The 18,067-nt window shown below is 54.3% G+C and carries 16 protein-coding genes; 7 read left to right on the top strand and 9 right to left on the bottom strand.

Features of this window, described 5'->3' with window-relative positions; translation table 11 throughout:
• Positions 1-47: 47 nt before the first annotated feature.
• A complete protein-coding gene (gene glsB / locus ACIQYU_RS10020) occupies positions 48-956 on the bottom strand; it encodes a glutaminase B (RefSeq protein ID WP_013972011.1) in 909 nt (302 codons plus the stop codon).
• A 213-nt stretch (positions 957-1,169) separates the two neighbouring features.
• Here glsB and ACIQYU_RS10015 point away from each other — a divergent pair, with 213 nt between their 5' ends.
• Complete coding sequence (locus tag ACIQYU_RS10015) at positions 1,170-2,207, top strand: sensor domain-containing diguanylate cyclase (RefSeq protein ID WP_233686844.1); 1,038 nt, start codon at positions 1,170-1,172, stop codon at positions 2,205-2,207.
• Positions 2,208-2,259: 52 nt separating this feature from the next.
• Here ACIQYU_RS10015 and ACIQYU_RS10010 read toward each other — a convergent pair whose 3' ends face one another.
• Positions 2,260-3,054 carry an NYN domain-containing protein gene (locus tag ACIQYU_RS10010; RefSeq protein ID WP_241105684.1) on the bottom strand — a complete coding sequence of 265 codons (795 nt, stop codon included), beginning with the start codon at positions 3,052-3,054 and terminating at the stop codon, positions 2,260-2,262.
• 221 nt (positions 3,055-3,275) lie between these two features.
• Positions 3,276-3,938 carry an HD domain-containing protein gene (locus tag ACIQYU_RS10005; RefSeq protein ID WP_087500116.1) on the bottom strand — a complete coding sequence of 221 codons (663 nt, stop codon included), beginning with the start codon at positions 3,936-3,938 and terminating at the stop codon, positions 3,276-3,278.
• 115 nt (positions 3,939-4,053) lie between these two features.
• Here ACIQYU_RS10005 and ACIQYU_RS10000 point away from each other — a divergent pair, with 115 nt between their 5' ends.
• From ACIQYU_RS10000 to ACIQYU_RS09985, 4 genes are all read left to right on the top strand, one after another.
• Complete coding sequence (locus ACIQYU_RS10000) at positions 4,054-4,851, top strand: hypothetical protein (protein ID WP_135001985.1); 798 nt, start codon at positions 4,054-4,056, stop codon at positions 4,849-4,851.
• A gap of 51 nt (positions 4,852-4,902) precedes the next feature.
• Positions 4,903-5,601: a hypothetical protein gene (locus tag ACIQYU_RS09995; RefSeq protein WP_135001986.1), complete on the top strand. Its 699-nt coding sequence runs from the start codon at positions 4,903-4,905 to the stop codon at positions 5,599-5,601.
• 573 nt (positions 5,602-6,174) lie between these two features.
• Entirely contained in the window at positions 6,175-6,417 is a 243-nt protein-coding gene (locus ACIQYU_RS09990; RefSeq protein WP_135001987.1) for a hypothetical protein, read from the top strand.
• Between the two features lie 165 nt (positions 6,418-6,582).
• A complete protein-coding gene (locus ACIQYU_RS09985; protein ID WP_135001988.1) occupies positions 6,583-6,852 on the top strand; it encodes a DUF3077 domain-containing protein in 270 nt (89 codons plus the stop codon).
• A gap of 236 nt (positions 6,853-7,088) precedes the next feature.
• Here the strand turns inward: ACIQYU_RS09985 and ACIQYU_RS09980 are convergent, their stop codons facing one another.
• The 5 genes from ACIQYU_RS09980 to ACIQYU_RS09960 are packed head-to-tail and all read right to left on the bottom strand — an operon-like array spanning position 7,089 to position 14,214.
• Positions 7,089-7,850, bottom strand: coding sequence for a DUF6339 family protein (locus ACIQYU_RS09980; RefSeq protein WP_135001989.1), 762 nt, complete (start codon positions 7,848-7,850; stop codon positions 7,089-7,091).
• Entirely contained in the window at positions 7,850-8,758 is a 909-nt protein-coding gene (locus ACIQYU_RS09975) for a hypothetical protein (RefSeq protein ID WP_135001990.1), read from the bottom strand. Before ACIQYU_RS09975 ends, ACIQYU_RS09980 begins: the two co-directional genes overlap by 1 nt.
• Positions 8,755-10,605: a hypothetical protein gene (locus tag ACIQYU_RS09970; protein WP_135001991.1), complete on the bottom strand. Its 1,851-nt coding sequence runs from the start codon at positions 10,603-10,605 to the stop codon at positions 8,755-8,757. The genes ACIQYU_RS09975 and ACIQYU_RS09970 overlap by 4 nt, the downstream gene beginning before the upstream one ends.
• On the bottom strand, positions 10,602-11,594 hold the full coding sequence (locus ACIQYU_RS09965; RefSeq protein ID WP_241105686.1) for a PD-(D/E)XK motif protein: 993 nt from the start codon (positions 11,592-11,594) through the stop codon (positions 10,602-10,604). The genes ACIQYU_RS09970 and ACIQYU_RS09965 overlap by 4 nt, the downstream gene beginning before the upstream one ends.
• Positions 11,587-14,214 (bottom strand): Z1 domain-containing protein, encoded by a 2,628-nt coding sequence (locus ACIQYU_RS09960; RefSeq protein WP_402799364.1) that lies wholly within the window; start codon positions 14,212-14,214, stop codon positions 11,587-11,589. The genes ACIQYU_RS09965 and ACIQYU_RS09960 overlap by 8 nt, the downstream gene beginning before the upstream one ends.
• Before the next feature lie 529 nt (positions 14,215-14,743).
• On the opposite strand from ACIQYU_RS09960, the gene dcm reads away from it, so the two are divergent.
• On the top strand, positions 14,744-16,168 hold the full coding sequence (dcm, locus tag ACIQYU_RS09955) for a DNA (cytosine-5-)-methyltransferase (RefSeq protein ID WP_135001994.1): 1,425 nt from the start codon (positions 14,744-14,746) through the stop codon (positions 16,166-16,168).
• An 80-nt stretch (positions 16,169-16,248) separates the two neighbouring features.
• Positions 16,249-16,671 carry a very short patch repair endonuclease gene (locus ACIQYU_RS09950; protein ID WP_402799523.1) on the top strand — a complete coding sequence of 141 codons (423 nt, stop codon included), beginning with the start codon at positions 16,249-16,251 and terminating at the stop codon, positions 16,669-16,671.
• 115 nt (positions 16,672-16,786) lie between these two features.
• Here ACIQYU_RS09950 and ACIQYU_RS09945 read toward each other — a convergent pair whose 3' ends face one another.
• Complete coding sequence (locus ACIQYU_RS09945) at positions 16,787-17,956, bottom strand: type II restriction endonuclease (RefSeq protein ID WP_402799360.1); 1,170 nt, start codon at positions 17,954-17,956, stop codon at positions 16,787-16,789.
• Between the last annotated feature and the right edge of the window lie 111 nt (positions 17,957-18,067).

Genomic DNA, 18,067 nt, shown 5'->3' with positions numbered 1-18,067 from the left:
AACTTCACCCAGGAAGGCAGTTTGGTATGGGAGTTCTCGCCCGCCGATCAGAACACCGACCACCCAATCCGTGAACTGAGCAACTCAAGCGCCGCCATCCCAGCCAGGGAGTTACCCGCAGCATTCAACTCCGGCGACCACACGCACACCGTGAACTGCCCCGGCACGATCGCCACAATCCCGCCCCCCACGCCACTCTTGCCAGGCAACCCCACCCGATAGGCGAAATTCCCTGCTTCGTCATACAACCCGCTGGTGGCCATGATCGAGTTCACCTGCTGGGTCTGGCGCCGGGTCAGAATCTGCTCACCGCTGTGCTTGCAGAACCCATCGTTAGCCAGGAAGCAGAATGCCCTAGCCAGATCAAGGCAGTTCATCTGCAGCGCGCAGTAACTGAAATAGCTACGCAGCACCGTCTCCACCTCGTTATGGAAGTTACCGAACGACTGCATCAGGTAAGCCATGGCCGCGTTGCGCGCGCGGAATTGATACTCCGAATCGGCAACGCGGGCATCAATGGAAATGTGCGGATTGCCCGATAGCCGCCGAACGAAATCGCGCATCGACAACGTGGGTGCCGCAAAGCGCGACTGGTTGATATCGCAGATCACCAACGCACCCGCATTGATAAACGGGTTGCGCGGCCGACCACGCTCGAACTCCAGCTGCACCAGCGAGTTGAACGGCTGGCCAGAGGGTTCATGACCAAGCCGTTGCCAAATGGCTTCACCCGAGTGCCCAATCGCCTGTACCAGGCTGAACACCTTGGAAATACTCTGCACCGAGAACGGCACCAGCGCGTCGCCTGCGCAGTAATAACTGCCATCGTTGCCATAGACTGCGATACCCAGCTGGTTCGCAGGCACATCGGCCAACGCAGGAATGTAGTCAGCCACTTTGCCCTTGCCGATCAAGGGACGTACTTCTTCGAGAATCTCGTTCAACAGCGTTTGCATGGAAGGCCCTGTATCAGTCCCCAAGACGACGGCTAAGGGGTAGCATTCTTGACGAAGCTTGAGCGGAAGAAATCACACACTCGGCAAGAAATGCCCGGCCAATCCTGTAACCCGTGGCTTCTCGCCATCACCTATGCTGTGCTTGCTTTGACAGATAGAGTACATGCACCCGTCAGGTGCAAAAGCAACTAACCAAGGACTGGAGAACCAAGGATGCCCGCTTGCCCTTTTCCCGCTGACGAAGCGCTTCGCCAGCGCACGCTCGATGACATGAACCTGGTCGATACGCCAGCCGAGCTTTACCTCGATACCCTGGTGCGGCTCACCCAGGACCTGGCTCATGTGGACACTGTGCTTATCAGCCTCATCGACCAGGACCGACAGTGGTTCAAGGCCCGCATAGGGCTTGAGGCAAGCGAGACGACGCGCAGTATTTCCTTCTGCGGCTACGCCATTCTCGGCGAGGATACCCTGATGGTGCCCGACGCCACGTGCGACGGGCGATTCGTCGATAACCCGCTCGTGCTGAACGCGCCCTATATCCGCTTCTACGCCGGCCACCCCCTGCGCGCCGGGAACGGTAAAGCCATCGGTACGCTGTGCATGTTCGACCCGCGCCCCCGCGTGCTCAGCGAGGCTCAGCAAGCGAACTTCAGGGACCTGGCCACACTCGCCGAGGGGTATCTGCAGCTGCGCACCTTGGCACAGGTGAACCGCGATCTGCGGCTTGAAATGGATCGCGAGCAGCGCAAGGCCCTGCTCGACCCTTTGACGCAACTGTGGAACCGCGGCGCGCTGACGGCGTTTGAAGACCATGAACGGCGATTGGCAGAGGTGAACGGCTTACAACTGGGTGCGGTTTATGCCGACCTGGATCACTTCAAGGCCATCAATGACAAGTACGGCCATGGCGGCGGCGACAAGGTGCTCTGCGAGTCTGCCCGGCGCCTGCGTGCAGCACTTCGCCCTGATGACCTGCTGGTGCGCCATGGGGGTGAGGAGTTCGTCGCTATTTTGCAGGTTAAGGACAGCGAAGAGCTGACGCGGATTGCTGAGCGGATTCGCGAACAGGTGGGTGCCGGACCGATGCAATTGCCCGGTGGTCAACTGAAGGTGAGCGTGAGCGTAGGGTGCACCCTGTTTGCCAAGGGTGAAACGCTGGATGACGCACTGGAGCGCGCTGACAAGGGGCTTTATGACGCCAAGCAGAATGGACGAAACCGGGTTGTGTATGTAGCGCCGTCACTCTGAGCCGAGCACGATCAGGGCTGTACGGCATTTCTTCTTGCACATCAGCCCGAACCTAACGGGAGATTTTGTGGCGAACGTAAAGCGCAGCCGTGCCCCCGGAAACCGGCCGTGCCTGCAACTCGAATACATGTGGATGGCCCTTGATCAAATCGCTCAGCTTCTTGAAACCATGCGTGCGCGAATCGAACTCAGGTCGAAGCTTGGTCATGTTGGCGCCCAACGCCCCCAGGTTCGCCCAGCCCTCCTCGTCAGCGAGATCGTCCAGAATCTTGCTGATAAAGCTAACTGGAGCTTTGGGCTTTTTACGAGCGACTACTTCTGTGTTCGGCTTACCGGTCCCTGCAGTAGCATCAACCTCCCCTGCCACTTCCTCGCTGGCAGAAGGCAAAACCTCCTCCCGCAAAAGCTCGGTGTAGATAAACTTGTCGCAGGCAGCCACGAATGGTTTCGGTGTTTTTTCCTCCCCAAACCCATAAACAGTCAGACCTTCCTCACGCATGCGCGAAGCTAGCCGAGTGAAGTCGCTGTCGCTCGAAACCAGGCAAAAACCATCAAAGCGCCGGGTGTAGAGCAGGTCCATCGCATCGATGATCAACGAGCTGTCGGTTGCGTTCTTCCCTTTTGTGTAGGCGAATTGCTGTATGGGTTGAATGGAGTAATCGAGAAGAACCTTTTTCCAGCCACCCAGTTGGGGGCCGGTCCAGTCGCCATAGATACGTTTCACGCTCGCCACACCGTACTTGGCAATTTCCTCGAACAGCCCCTCAACGATGGCGGCCGGGGCATTGTCGGCATCAATCAGTACAGCGAGGTGCTTCTGTGAGTGGTTCACGCTGTAAGTGGCCATGATCCGTCCTTGAAAAGAATCAACCATATCGTCAACGGTTCCAGAAATCTCCCCCTTTTCAATATCCAATCGGATCGGCTTGCGGGGGCTTCTGAGCCTGTATTCCCTGGCACGGTCACCGGTAATCCATCCGGCAGCTGCACAGTGAAGAAAAATCGGCGGAAAAACAGCCACAGACCAATCGCGTTCTTGACTGTTAAAGGGTTTGGGGTTCACGCGCTTCAGCCTGCACCGCTGGCCCCGATCTCATCCATGAAATCCGCAAGAAACACTTCAAGCCGAGCATGGCGCTCAGCAGCCAGCCGAGCCCCTTCAGCAGTTTTAAAGCCTGACGCAAGCTTGAGCAGCTTGGTATGAAAGTGCTCGACCGTATACGCCTTGTCCTGATACTCCCTCCCCCATGCAGTGGGGTTCTCGAAATCGTACAGCGCCGACCCCATTCGCCCGGAAACGTAAAAACACCGGGCGATACCCACTGCACCTATGGCGTCCAGGCGATCACTGTCCTGAAGAATCCTGGCCTCAAGGGTGAGTGGTTCGAAGCCAGCCGAGTAGCTGTGGGTTTTGACTGCATGCGCCACCTGTTCGATGCGCTGCAATGGCCAGCCCATATCAGCCAGGATCGACGCCGCCCTTTGTGCGGATAGCGTTGACGCCTGCCCACGCAAGGGCGAGTTCTTTTCTACTGCGACACAGTCATGCAGCACCGTCGCTGCAAGCAGCACTTCCAGGTCGCCGCCTTCTACGCGCTGTATCCGTTGCGCGTTGACCCATACGCGATGGATGTGGGACAGGTCGTGGGAGCCATCTGGCTGGTCGGCCGGTAGGTACTTCAGCAGGTCAGCGGCAAAGCGCTGGAAAGGGGCAAAAGCTTCGATAGTCATCTTGGGTACGTTCCATTTTCATCGCGCGACATCAAATTGACACTACCCCACCAATTTGCAAACCTTCCCCACCGACAACATTCGGCCGAAAGATGCAGCCCCGGAAAAACAAGCGATGGAAAGCAAGCAGCAACAATTGATGAGCGCGTACCGCCAAGCGTTATCAGGCCTACCGCTGCATTGGCTGGACCGCAGCCGCGAGCACGAAGCGGATTTCAAGCACCTTTCAGGCTTGTTTCTGCCTGGTACGTCGCCGGAGTTTGAGCAGGCGGCAAAACGTATCATGGTTGTGGGCCGAGAAACGCGTCGTTGGGATGTTTTGACCGCCGATAAACCCTTCATTGATCTGGACGAGTACATCCAACGCGCCATGGCAATCCAGCAACGCCACTTGGCAAAGTACATCCAAGACAAAGCCGACCGAGGGGCCAGCTTCTTCAATTTTCTCCGCAAACTCCACCAGCCCGATCAATCCGTAGGTATCGCTTGGGCCAACCTCTTCAGCTTCGCATGGCAGAAAGGGTCACCCATGCGCTGGCGACATTTCGAAGACCTCGCGAAGGTATCCAAGCGCCTGCTCGAGGCGCAAATCGACGTACTTCGTCCTGACATAATCGTGTTTGCCAACGGCGCGAGCAGTGCCCACATCAGGCAACAATTCTTCCCGCACAAAGGCGAACTTAGTGTTTGCAGCGACCTCGGTGATTACCGTACGCAAGGCATTCCGGTTAAACAGCTGTGGCGCTTCCGCCTGCATGACTCAATACAGTGCTATCGCATTCAGCACCCGAGCAGCGTCAGTGCCGGCTCACGCGCAGCACGGCGCTTTCTTCTGGACCAGTTACTCCTTGGCAATCTGCCGAATGATCCAACCGTCGCGGCCTCGGCACGGTTGATGACGGAGCCACAGTAACGCTGCGCCGAGAGGCGCTCCAACAGACGATCGACTAACCCCAGGCTACCCATGGTCAACTCAGTAGTATCGATATCCGAACAAGCATTCTTCAGCATCGTCACCTCTGCGCTGGAGGCATACAAAGTCGAGCATCTGCTCGAAAACGGCGACTTCGCAGCGCGGGTTGAAACCTACGGACACCTATGGGGTTACGCTCAGAAATCCATAGGCGCGCAAACCATGTATCGCGTGGTTTGGGCAGACACTTGCACCTCTGTCACCCGAGACCAAGGGTCGATTTCCTACGGCGATGCGCCGCAGGAAATCAAACAAAGCTTCATCGATACGTTCTTCCCGGAGGTCACGTTCCTCGGCGATTATCATAGCCACCCGTACAGCTACCAGGATGATGAGATAAAGACGGAGCTGGAGCTGGAGCGAGGGGGCTACTATCGCTTCTCGGATGCCGACTTCCGCTCGGTGAAACAGCAGCAGGATGACGGGCTGGATTATCGGGTCGGGCTGGTAGCGACCGTTTTTGAACGGGACGAAAAGGTCAAGCGGGCGCTGAAGATTCTGGATGGCGAGAGTGCCCTGAGGTTTCAGGTCGGGTCCATGACGATCTGGCTCAAAGCCTACGTGTGGACAGAGGACGAAAACCTCAAATTCAGGCGCAAGGCGGATCGCATGGTGCGCCTTGTATGCCCAAGTTTGAACGTGTTCGCCGGGATGCGGGATGGCTGGGCTGGGCTTCCACCACAAAACTAGAAAGGCGCTTGGTACCTCTTCGTGTTTGGAATAACGTACTTACCTGGTGTCCCACTTGGGCTGGATGGCGGTGCAGCAGCTGATCAGCTGTTTGGGCAGGTCCCCCCGGCGAGCTGATCGACACCGCTGTATAGCCAAGCACCTGAGTACAGCTTAGAAGCGGAGTCGTCGATGACCATAGCGGGATTCAGGGATAAATGGGTGACGAGTTTTTTGAGAGCCTTGATCCATTAACCGAGCAGCTAGCGTTGCATGCTGTCATGGGTGGACGTGCAAAAAATCAGAATTAAGCCCTTCCTTGTAGGCCATTTCCCAAAGATACTCCCTGCGCCTGTTTTTCGTTGCACATGCAAATCGTGAGTCCTAGTCTCGACCCGTCGCTGCCAATTCAGCGACCGGTTTTGACAGGCCGTCGATTGTTGTCCGTGTGCATACGCTTATGGCGGCTGTACGTGCGGGCACCCTCGTGTGCGCCGAGTGCCAACAATCTCGGTCTGTCAACCCGCGTACAGCTGCCACCCTCCCGTTTGACAGCGAGGTGGATAGCAGCTCAACCATTGTTGGAGCGTAAGCATGCTGAAGATAATCCCAGATCCACCCCAAAATACTCTTTGCCTTGAAGATACCCTGATCCAAGCTACGGATTACGCGCTATGCGCGGCGACCGTTGTGCATCAGGCAATGCTGCTGCAGCCCAAGTCACCAGCGTCGATTTTGATGATGACCTCAATGCATGAACTGGAGACTCTGCGAGCTTTGCTTGAGTCCGCGCTTGTCCAGGTGCAGATGCCCACTGAGCCTAGGACTTTGCACTAAGGCTTCATTGATGTGTCGCCTTGGCTACCCCTATCGCCGGCACGGCGGGCTCCCACAAAGGTCTGAGCTGCGCCACAGATCTCGAGGCCTGTGCAGTACCTGTGGGAGCTGGCTTACCGGCGATGAGGCCAGACTAGGCACTAGATATTTCGGGGAGAATGAACAATGACCACAGAAGAAACCAAATTCACCGTCGGCAAAACCACCTTCTACCAAGGGGCAAACCAGACCCATCCTCTGTTTCGTATTGAAGCCGGCATCCCTTGCCAGAGCGCCCGCGAACAGGCCTCGGAACTGATGGGCTACGCACGGGATATGACCCTGGATGGCTTGATGGAAGACAAACCCCAACTGATCTGGGCCTCGCACTACCTCTGCGCTTTGGCCAAGGCGCTGATGGATGATGCCGAGTTGGGAATGATGAAAAACCCTTGAAAACTCCCGTCCCCACAGGAGCAGAACAAGCCGCCCCTGCACTATCGCACCTGCCATGACTTACGCAGTCTCTGCAGGAGCCCCTAGGTCGCGAAAGGGCCGCAAAGCGGCCCCAGCAATCCAAGCCCCCAGCGCAACTTGTACCGCCCTTAATAGACCAGCTAAGTATGCGCATGACCGTTACCGGCCATGTGGTGACCTACGGCCGCCACCTGCCTTATGCCAGCGCAAACCTTTCATGGGGCAGATTCAATGGACATCGCATCTTCGAAAACCGCCGCCACAGTTTCCTCAAGCTGCTCTGCATCCAGATAAGCCAGATCGATCACCTCGTTACGAATACGAAGAATCTTTATAGCTCTGCGCATGATGTCCTCCATTGTGCCTTTTTCTATTTCGATTGCCGCCCTCATCCAGCCCTCCGCCACAGCTGTCGCAAGTCGCTGGGAGCTGGCAATGGAGGGCCTTTCAAATATCTGTACCATCGCATCCTCGGGTAGTGCTTTAACCAGACCCCAGCGGTCAGGATGGTCCTCTCCACGATCAAGCCCCTTACCGCGCATCCAGAGCCGCTGAAACGTATTTCGGTTCCCACCGGCAAACCGGCTACGACTTTCACCCGGGAAGCGCCATACCACCAGATCAGGCACAATGACAGTCGCAAGAAATGCCCAAACATCATTCCTTAGCGCTTCGCCACTGGACAGTGCTGACGCCTGCGCAAGGTAGATCGTCGCCTCCTGATCGAACTCCGCCTTGGCGCTTTGGCTCACTACGCGAGGAAATCCTGCGCTTTGTGCGATCTCTTTGAGGCCTTGCCCGAGATCCAAAGCGGCCTTGCCCGATTTGTAACCACCGCTGGGAGCAAACGACAATACGTCCGAATAATCCGACAGGATATTCAGAGTAGATCGAGTATTTACGCCTGTCTCATGAAATCGTCCGAGGGCGGTATCCACACCTATTGGCTTCAGGCGAGGTAATAGTGCGACAGTCATTATTCTTCGCCCCCTAACTCGGCAGCTGCCAAAATCGATGCATGAAAACGGCCGGGAAAGCTTCGACGCAAGACGCTGATACTTTGGCGGTTCTGCCCACTAAAAGCGGTTTCGATCCAGATACGGGTCTGTTGTCCGATGGATCCCTCTTCAAAACTTACCAAAAAATCATCCTCACTCTCTTGATCAAGCGCGGTAGTAATCATTTGTGTCATGACATCAGCTACGATCGCTTGAAGCAAAAGCCGGTCTCCGTCCACAAAGCGCTGCGCGACCTCCTCTATGTCAGCGTTCACGTAGAGCCGCACATTGCCCCCGAAGTCGGCATGAAAGTTTGACGGGTCCCACTGTACATACCAAGGAGCGTTCTGCTCAGGCATACCCTGAAAGCTGTCAGTGAAACTCGTGAGCTCGATCGGAAAGCGCGATCCGCCACCATCCTCGATGAGGACGCGCAGATCCGTATGCCAAAGCTTCGCCCCTTTGAACCGGGGTGATAACTGATTCCCTGATGCAGTGGGCCCATCGAGGAGAATTCTGACTTCAAGATAAAGCTGGGATGAGAGCGTATGCCCTGCAAGTGTCGCTTCGAGACGTACACAGGTTTCGTCACTATCAAGAATTTTTATGCACGCATTGTGGGTTACGCGAGGAAGCGACCCTGCGCCGGTCCCAACCACGAGCACTGCGGCAAGCTTGAGTGAAGCAGGGTCGAGAGCCAGATCCAAAGCAGCCTGATCAATGTCAACAGTGACATCCACTCCGACCTCCAGATCTTTCTCGTAGTCCCAGTCCTCCAGGATTTCGCCAAGAGGAAACCGCGGCTGACCTGGTTCACCGATCGTCCAACCATTTAGCACAACAGAGTCATCGGAAAGTGTGAGAAATGGCAGAGCAATTCTTCTCATTGATCACCCTCCTTTACAAAAGCCAAGCGTACTCCGACGGCGGCATGAACTGTACTTAACACCCGAATAGTCACAATACCACTCTGCTTGCCCACTTCCAGAGTATCGCCACAGGCTACTTTCTGCGAACCGTCCAGATCCATCTTCAATACCCTGGATCCAAATCCAGGTGGAAGGTCCTTGCTGTCCGTCATCCCACCATCTGCGATGAGTCTTGCTTCAGCAAGCAATTTAAGATGCTCATCTCTCTCGTCGTTACGCAGTTCGGCTTCAAAAACCGCACATGGCTGATCATTTTCGTCAATTTCAAGTCGCAAAAACCTGGGCACAGACACGGATAGGTCATCACACTTGCGGGGTGTACGAGAATTAGCTGTGGTTGGTTTGCCTGGTCCTTTACCCGAAACAGCATCCAGAAAATTTCCCAGTCTGGCTGCAGTCTTCGCTAGCGAGGGACCTTTGGTTCTTTCGCTCGCAACAATCGTCGAGGTCGGGGAAGCGTAGGTTTGGGCATGATGGTCAAGACGTTTCAGTGCAATCCTGACCATTGACTTCGCGTCTGAGCCAGGGAGCATGTCAGGCACCCAATCATCATGCGCAGGGGGCTCCGCCTTTGCGAAGGCTTCTTCTACTGATTTCTCATCCGAACAGATGAAAACGCCCGCCCATTCGTAGCGCGTATCCGGGAACGGTGCACCGCTTATATATTTGACGACGAGTTCCACAGGCCGCATCACCGCGATGTGGCTCGCCTGATGGGGCACCTTGGAATCGTCATGAAGGGCTACTGCAGAGCGGGTAGCACGCATCCCCCTCTTGAGCGCGAGAGCCCCTAGGGGTTTGTACGGCTTGTCCCGTTGTATCCGAATGATATCGCCGTCAACATTGCGATGCTCGGCAATGGCAGCAGAAAATAAATCTAGCGGTGGAAACTGCTCGGGTCGAGGAATGGGGACTTCGGTTTGCTCTATGAATAACCGAATATCCAGTTTCCTCTCCACTGGAGTCGTCTGCGTGAGTCGAGGCCAGAAGTTCCAGAGTATCGTCTCGATAATCTCATCCGCGACTGTGCGTGCCCCCTCGGCCACGTAGGGGTCAAGGATCATGACTGTCGTACCAGTCAGGAGGTGCGCACGTGCCGGCATGCCCAAGCATGCTGCAAGCTCTTCAGCTATTCCGCCTGTGGCCGGGTCGATACCGCCTTCGTTATCTTTGATACCCCACCAGTGGCGCCCGGTGAAACGTTTTCTCCTGCCGTCCGATGCAATGGCGTCAAAAGCACTGCCGAGGTGACAACCCATGAACCTTCTCGTCTGGGTGCCGCTCGCGGTGGTTTGTGTATCGACAAGAATAGTGGAGCAGGCGCTCATCGCGTAAAGGGAGCTTTTGCCATACCCGTATGTACCTCCCCCATTATGGGTATCCCGCGCAACACCGACATTTCGCAGGAAATTCACGAAATCTAGCGCTTCGTCACCTTCTGCAACGGCATCACCTGACGTCGGACCGCCTAATCCAGTGGTATTGAAGTCGCAGATCTCCAAAACCTTCAGATCGGACTTCCCTAGGGTCTCCTGGATGGCCCCTGCAGTTTCGTCGCAAGCGATTTGATCGGATAGCACTTGGTTTAGGAGAAACCTCAACTGCTCCGATGTCAGCGTGCGATAGCGGACATGGATGGTGGGGCCTTTTCCCAGACGCCCCGCATCGATGCTGTTCTGAATGGATTCCCGCAGCACTGTCTGCAAAAGATCCTGTGCAGGGCAGCCAAGCAATTTTTTGAAGCCGTCGGCGGCGATATTACCGGTGCGCGCGAATGGTTCGCTGAAGAGTTCCAACAGGCTCATTTCGAGATTCTCTCGAAGGCGCACATCTGCTCACTTTCAGAGAGCTCGTATGCGGTGGCATGGGTCAGGTCTACGGTATACGTCAGATTGCTCACGCCGGCCGGGAGTGATTTTGACTCGAATGCCGAACGGGTGACTCTGGGGAAACCAGGCCCAACCTGATAGGTCTTGATCGACCAGTCGGAGTAAGCAATGCGATTCCATTCCGGAGCGTCGGGGCTTTGACAACCGATTGCAGCCAAGCGCTCATTGAGCGTTGAAGTATTCACTCCGCTGGCTTGCAACTGTTTTACCAATTCCGCGACGGACAACTCGCCGCCCCTTGCCTTCTCAATGTTGACATGCGCCAGTACAAGCGAGCCCTCGTCAGGCAGCTCCAGTTGGTCTATGCCGTTGATACCTATCTGCATCGTATCCAGGCGACCGGAAGTCTTCACTTCCAGAGCGTGAACACCCCTGCGGAAGTCGTGGCGCTGCCCCAGCGGCCCCGACCACGCATCGACAGCGCCAGGGTCTATCTTCACCAGTTCACGAAGTACCAGCAGTTCGCCAACAAGCCCCAGTATTGCACTTTCAGGAGTTTGCGGAGTCGATGTTTCCCCCAGCAATACGCGGAAATCATGAATCGCGCTTGCAACTGCCGTGTGAGGCGAATCTCCGTTTTGCAGGCGCCTGAGAATTGCCTCCGCCAGCTCCGCAAACACTGCATTCAGCGTTTTTTCAAGGCACATGACGTCAATGAACCGGACACTCTTACCCGCGACTGCAAGACTGACGATGGATATCGAGAGCTTGCTGGTAGAGGTGAGCCCTACTGGATGATACCCACTGGTTGGGACCAACAGACGGGGTTCGCCATGCAGGCCGATTGCGTAACGTACGACACCGAAGCCAGTGTCGATGCCGGAGTCCAAAGTCGGAATCTCGACGACGCCATCGCCCCTCTCACTGGAGCGAAGTTGCGACCACCGATGAAGAGGATTATGCATCGGCAGTCTGCGCCTCTTCATCTGCAACGAGCTCTTCCAATGCTTCGTCGATTTTTTCTTCCGATGGAACATCCAGCTCCACCGCGTAGTACGCACCAGCGTGATCCTTGACGCCTGGAAACACGATACCGATTCCAATGAGGTCATCGGCGGCATCTAGCATGACACGATTTTTCGTGCTCGCCATTGGCGGAGACTCTTGGTCAATCGCATACAGCAGTAACAACGGCTTAGCGGGTCTTCGGCTTTTGAAAGATGCCCACGAGTCATCATCTTCGTCGCTGGAGGGACTTAACGCGTCGATGAGAATATCGTTCTTCGACATCAAGGCCTTGATGTCGGCATAGCTTCGCTCCGAAGCGCTCAACTGCGCGCGGCGGTTGGTAGGAATTGGACCTAACTGCCCCAGCGGCTTGCGAGAGAGACTGGATCCAGGTGTGATGAACCCCACGTTCCAGGTTTGCAGTTGTTGTCCTGCCTTATCGATGTAAGCCAGCAGCATTTCTCTTTTCAGATCCATATGCTGGTCGCAGATCTCGTAGGTCTTCAAAAACTTTCTGATCAATGCCAGCGGTATGTCCTGGGCGAGTTTTCGATTTCCCAAGTCCTTGATATTGTCAGCGCCAATGTCATCCACGAGGCAGCTAGCAGCAGACCAGTTGGCGCTGACCACTCGTTCACTTTGATGGTCAAAGCGAATGGTCTGTACATGACGCCCTTCAAAGCTGATGCTGGTACGAAACGCGTGGCGCATTTTCGCCGCCGAAGTAATTGCCATCCCAGGAATGGCGCGCACCTTCACTGCGAACTCCGCAGGAGTGGTCTTGTATTCGCTGTACCGCGCGATGTCGTCGCGAATTTCCTCCTCGATGCGCGCAAGCGCCCTGAAGCTTGAAATCAGCTCAGCCGTAGTCCAGAGACGGGGAAGATCCTCGTAACCATTTCGATACCCGAACCAGCGGCCCATCTGAAGAAGGGTGTCGTATTGCATCGAAGTGCGAAGGAAAAAGGATACGCAGAGCCCTTCGATCGTCAGTCCCCGAGCTAGCACTGCTCCACCGATCACTACATAGGTTTTTGGGCCCTTCGTGTAGTCCAGCCGTTTCTCGCTGACCCCGTTTTCGATGGCAACCTCCAGGGCTGCAAGCGTCTGCTGGAGATGTGGCAAAAGCTGTTGCAATGTCGGAGGGCTTACGTCGTGCTCGAGTGGAACCGCAGAAATTTCACGGTTGAAGATCGTGCTCAATCTCGCAGAAATATCTCCGTTACCTGTAGCCAGATCAGTACCGTGCGTCTTCAGCCATCCACAAATGACCGCGTCCATACCTTCGTGCTGAGAAATAAGCGGTGATGTGTGGATGAGCATCGACATATGCTCGTGTCCTTGGCCTCGCGCTCGACGTATGGAACACGAGATGAGGAACCAGAGGAGCGCTTCCTCCAGCTCCTCTGTCATCTGCGGCTTGAAGTTTTTATCGCTTGCGCGAGCGGGACGCAAAGTATTCAGTTTCTCCACCGGTATGGTCCGTATCATGTCCCGGCCGGCTTCTTCTGTACTTTCGTTGTCGGCGTCCTTCGGATCGAAACCGAACACCTCCCTCGCCCCAAAATAATTGTCGGACCGAGGTAGCGCTGTAATGAAATCTTCAGGGTAAAGATCGTCCAGTTCGTCCTTGTTGCGCGGATACGGATCGATAAAGACGTTGGCAAACGGCGTGGCGGTGTAGCCCACGTAAGAGACCGCAGGAAGAGCCCGGATGATTTTCCGAATCTCTTCGTTGATTCGAGTCATGTCCTCGTCATTGTTCGAAGCATTTACTGATGCCTGATCGCACTCATCATCGATGATGAGTACCTTGAGTTGCGCCTGGACATTCGTCGAGGTGCTACGCCCCTTGTCGTCGACGATCGTTCGGCGGAACGCTTGCAGACGTGAAGCAACTTTTTTCATTACTACCAACTGAGCGCGACCTGGCACGGGAAGCGCGAAGTGCCGACTGGCCGGGATCTCAAAGTCACCGTCGTCTTTGCTCTCCGTCCACAGCTGCCATAGGTGACTGTGGCGCATTACGACGTCATTTTCGATTCGGCTCTGTGTCTGTGCCCTGAGCTTATTGGTGACACCTGCGAGAAGAACAATGAGGTTGTAGCCTGCATCTACTGCCTTGGCGATGACGGCAGTCATGTTGGCCGTTTTGCCTGACTGAACGTAACCCACGACAAGCCCGCGGTGACGAAATTTGGCCGCAGAGGGGTTTGCCAACAGCGAGACCACCTCCGACGAGCTTTTGTTTATCGATTTAACAGCGTCCTTGTCCCAGCCCTTGACGTTGGTCAAGTAGCCTTCGAGCGCTGGCCAGTGAACGTCGCTTGCACTCGGCCCGGTGTACCACTCCTCCCTCGACTTGATGAGCGAAGAATGACGCAGGACCTCCACACTCCCCAACGACGCGACGACACGTGCGAGGGCGATCGCAAGGTTCTTATCCATGTCGGCGGAAAACGTAATGCCAAAAACTGAAGCCTCTCGTTTGATGGCTTCTGCAGCCGTGGCGGGGCTTTCATGTGTCGGAAGCTTTTCGCGGATCTGCTTCTCGAAGATATCAATCTGTGAGGTCATCATAAGCTTCCTGCAATTCCTCAGGCCAATTCGGCAAGGTTGAGCTCCTGACATCCTTGGCGAATGGTCGGCCCATTATCGTAATTCGGTTCACCGTCAAGGACGGGGTCTGCATGCCAACTGGACAGGGCTTGTCGCGAGTCCTCAGCGCAGCTGCAAGCATCGACTGGTAGCACAGTAATATCAATACCCTTATACCATTCGCTGATACATCTCTGCCGGTGCCCCAATCTCAAGCGCCCGGCCAACCCGGCCTGTGTCTCGGCAGGGCATCACCTGCGCTGCAGCAGGTCTGAGGCAATTCTAAGCACAAAGGCTCTGTGCCGCGTCACGGCAACCAGAGTGCCATTACGAATGACTGTAATCATCCGGAGACACAAAAGAAGCTGCTCACTATACTGTCTGCATATACAGTACACATAGCCCGTGCAATGCGCGCAACCATGGCAAATGGGCGGTTTACAAAATCCTGATAAGGAATAAAATGGTGACAGCACATCACACGTTTGACCCAGAGGAATACGGACTCATGAACCTTTTCGAACCTCACGCTCTCGAGTCCGCAGAGACCGAATCGCAAAGCTCTCAGGAGCTACAGCCGCAGCAAGACCTGGCGCTGCTTCGCCAATTGCTGGAGATTTACGACCAAGGACAAATTGCTTCAAAGCTGAATGAGATTGGCTCTACACATTGTCGAGAAACCGTGAACCGGTGGATGAAGGGCAAAGCTGTCCCGAGGCTTACCCACCGGGAGTTCGTACACCTGCAATCTTTTCTGCCCAAGCGCCCTGAAGGTAAGACCTCCTTTCGTTTTATCGATCTTTTTGCGGGGATTGGTGGAATCCGAAAGGGTTTTGAGGCGATCGGCGGTGAATGTGTGTTCACATCTGAATGGAACGAGCATGCTGTCCGCACCTACAAAGCCAATCACTACTGTGATCCCGCCCGGCACCGCTTCAATCAGGACATCCGCACCGTTACCCTTTCTGATCAGGCAGAAATAAGTGAAGAAGAGGCATATCGCCACATCGATCAAGAAATCCCTGATCACGATGTACTCCTCGCAGGTTTTCCCTGCCAGCCTTTTTCGCTAGCAGGTGTATCCAAGAAGAATTCCCTGGGGCGCAAGCATGGTTTTGAGTGCGAGACCCAAGGCACACTTTTCTTTGATGTCGCTCGGATTCTAGCGGCAAAAAAGCCCGCAGCATTTCTTCTTGAGAATGTGAAGAACCTCAAGAGTCATGACAAAGGTAAGACTTTCCGCATTATTTGCGAGACATTGAATGAGCTAGGCTATGAGGTGGCAGATGTCGAAGCCCCTAAAGGCCAAGACCCTAAAGTAATTGATGCCCGGCACTTTGTCCCCCAACACCGAGAGCGAATTGTGCTCGTAGGATTCCGACGGGATCTTAACGTTCACGGCGGGTTCACCCTTAAAGAAATCGAAAAGCTATATCCATCAGCTCGACCAACTTTCGGCGACCTTCTTGACGAAAAGGTTGACGCCAAATATATCTTGACACCAAAGCTATGGGAGTATCTTTATAAGTACGCTGAAAAACATCGCCAGAAAGGTAATGGGTTCGGGTTTGGCCTGACTCGACCAAACGATGTAGCCCGTACATTGTCTGCTCGATATCACAAAGATGGCTCTGAAATTCTCGTTGATCGTGGCTTCAATGAAAAGCTGGATTTCTACGGAGAATTGAATCAAATCAATCGCCCTCGCCGACTCACGCCTCACGAATGCGCCAGATTGATGGGATTCGATAAGCCCGGCGAAAGCAAATTCGTTATCCCGGTATCTGATACTCAGGCTTATCGACAGTTTGGCAACTCGGTCGCCGTACCTGTTTTTGAAGCAGTTGCCCGACTAATGAAAGATCGAATCCTTGCAGCCAAGGCCAAAACGGATCAGAATCAAACGCAGCTGGAGTTCAGCTTGCCTGCGTAACCTCTGACCACTCAGGGTGCGCCGCACCTTGAGTGGGGTTCATTTTGGTTGATATTGTTGATCCTGTGACGCGATCTCGCATGATGTCAGGGATAAAGGGGAAAAACACCTCTCCCGAGCTCGTCATTCGCAAGGCCCTCCATGCCCGAGGCTTTCGCTTTCGCATACACACAACTCACCTGCCGGGCAAACCCGACCTAATTCTCCCCAAGTTCAGAGCAGCAATTTTTGTTCATGGTTGCTTCTGGCACGGCCATAATTGCCGATACTTCAAGACCCCCAAAACTCGTACAGAGTTCTGGATGGACAAAATAGAGAAAAACAAAGTACGAGACGCAATTCAAATAGCCAAACTTAATGAGGCTGGCTGGCGAACTCTAATCATATGGGAGTGCGCAATTCGGAAAATGAAGAGTGAAAACTCCATTACCCTGATCGACACTGTGGCAGCATGGCTATCTCAAAACTCAACCTTTCACGAGCTTGACGAACAGAACACATAGACTATCAACTTTCAAATCAGAAAAGCTCTTCAGCAAAATCAACCAGCCAACACGCAGTAGCCGGCACCCTCAGATGCGTTTAAATCAACAACACTGCCAGGCCACACCATAGAGCTCAAGAAATCATATATCTCACACGCTCCAGATACGCAGCCAAATTTAGCAGCCATTCTTTCTGCTCGCTGCCATAAGTTCCAAATAGTGCCGACGGGACGACCAATCGCAAATTATGGGCTTTCATTTCATTAGTCTGATTCAAACTTATAGCCGGTTCCAAGGTAAAGAGATGCTTTTCCTTTATTCGACATGCCTCTGCCAACACCTGCCGCCAACGATCTTTGCATGTAGACTTCGAAGCAAGCATCACTAGCCGCTCGTCTGGGTAATTTAAATCACTATATTGCTTCTGCCCCGGAAATAAAAAGTCTGCAGTTGCTCGGTTCTCGGTAATCACTTGCCGACCAAAGGGCAAGCCATGAGCTTCAAAAACGGCAGCCAAATGATGTTCCAATGCGTGCCCAACGCGTGATTTACGCCTATTCTGTACACTCAGCGAGAACCGGATAAAGTGCTCAACATCAGAAAACCCTTTATCCAACTGAGCCTGAACAATTTTCCGCTCAAGCGTTCTAAAGAGCATCTCCTCATGCTCCATCCAAGCTAGCAGTGCGGAATCAGGATCCGTTTGGACCGGTTCCGCCATCCTGCAGGTCTCACGGACGAAAGAGCTGAACTCAGCCGTTACCGGAAAACGCTCCCCAAATCGATCGACAATCTTACCAAGCCAGTCATCATTATAACTGCGAACCTCAATACCCAGTTCTTCAAGTATCATCACCTCAATAATGCTTACTTGCCTTCTATCTTCGACTTCGTGGACCTCAAACCCCTTCATAGGCAAGTGATCAATATCAAAAAGCCAGCGAATCTGTTGTTCACTGGTGGAGCCACGCGGACTAACCACTAACATTAGAGTGTTGTCTGGACGAACAGCGAGAACACAAAAGTCTCCTTCTGACATCCGATTCGTAACCGCATTTTCTCGATAGTACAAACGGTACTCCGGCCTCCGGTGAGCCTGACGTAGCCGGGTATCGTACCAGGTAAGTCCACCGGTAGCTTTTAGCGGGGTATCACTTTCATCGTCGAAGTATAGAAAAGTACCTTCGAAAGAAACCTTATGCTCTCCCGGGTTACCCAAAATCTGTACGAAGGCATTAGAGCCGATCTCATGCTGATGAGATCGAGGGGTGGCGTCAACAGCAGACAAATGCTTGGCAGCCACTCCCGTAAAGTGCTGTCGGAGGCTTCCCATCCTTTTTAAATTCCTGTGCGACCCCAAAGACAGACAGGATAGCTAGAACACGCCCCGTAGACAACTGGCACTACGCCACCT

The organism is Pseudomonas sp. NPDC096925 (assembly GCF_044762545.1).
Taxonomy (GTDB): Bacteria; Pseudomonadota; Gammaproteobacteria; order Pseudomonadales; family Pseudomonadaceae; genus Aquipseudomonas.
Note: the sequence above shows the minus strand (reverse complement) of the source record. Positions and strands in the feature narration are given on the sequence as shown.